General features: G+C 36.4%; 1 protein-coding gene. It reads left to right on the forward strand.

The window, feature by feature from the left end; translation table 11 throughout:
- Positions 1-2: 2 nt before the first annotated feature.
- Positions 3-621: PTS transporter subunit EIIC (locus IDG60_RS28270; RefSeq protein WP_346767047.1), on the forward strand; the 619-nt coding region annotated here is incomplete at its 3' end.

Below are 621 nucleotides of genomic sequence, written 5' to 3' on the forward strand. Positions count from 1 at the left end.
TGATTGTACCGGTATTAATGTTCGCTTTCTTTGGGATAGTGCTTGGCTTTGCGACATTATTTAAAAATCCTACAATCATGGGGAGTTTAGCAGATCAACATACGTTTTGGTTTAAATTTTGGTCAGTGATAGAATCTGGTGGCTGGGTTATTTTTACGCATATGGAAGTTGTATTTGTTGTAGGTTTACCACTTTCTTTAGCTAAAAAAGCACCAGGTCATGCAGCGCTTGCAGCATTGATGGGTTACTTAATGTTTAATACATTTATAAATGCCATTTTAACGCAATGGCCACATACATTTGGCGCTAATTTAGAAAAAGGCGTTGAAAATGTACCTGGTTTAAAATCAATTGCAGGTATTGCCACATTGGATACGAATATTCTAGGTGGTATTATTATTTCAGCTATTATTACGTGGATTCACAATAGATACTACAGTAAACGATTACCAGAAATGGTTGGTGTATTCCAAGGTTTAACATTTGTGGTTACAATTTCATTTTTTGTGATGTTACCATTAGCAGCAATTACTTGTGTTATTTGGCCAACTGTTCAGCACGGTATTGGTTCAATGCAACACTTTATCATCGCTTCAGGCTATATCGGTGTTTGGCTGTACC

It is taken from the genome of Staphylococcus sp. EG-SA-2 (genome assembly GCF_017152085.1).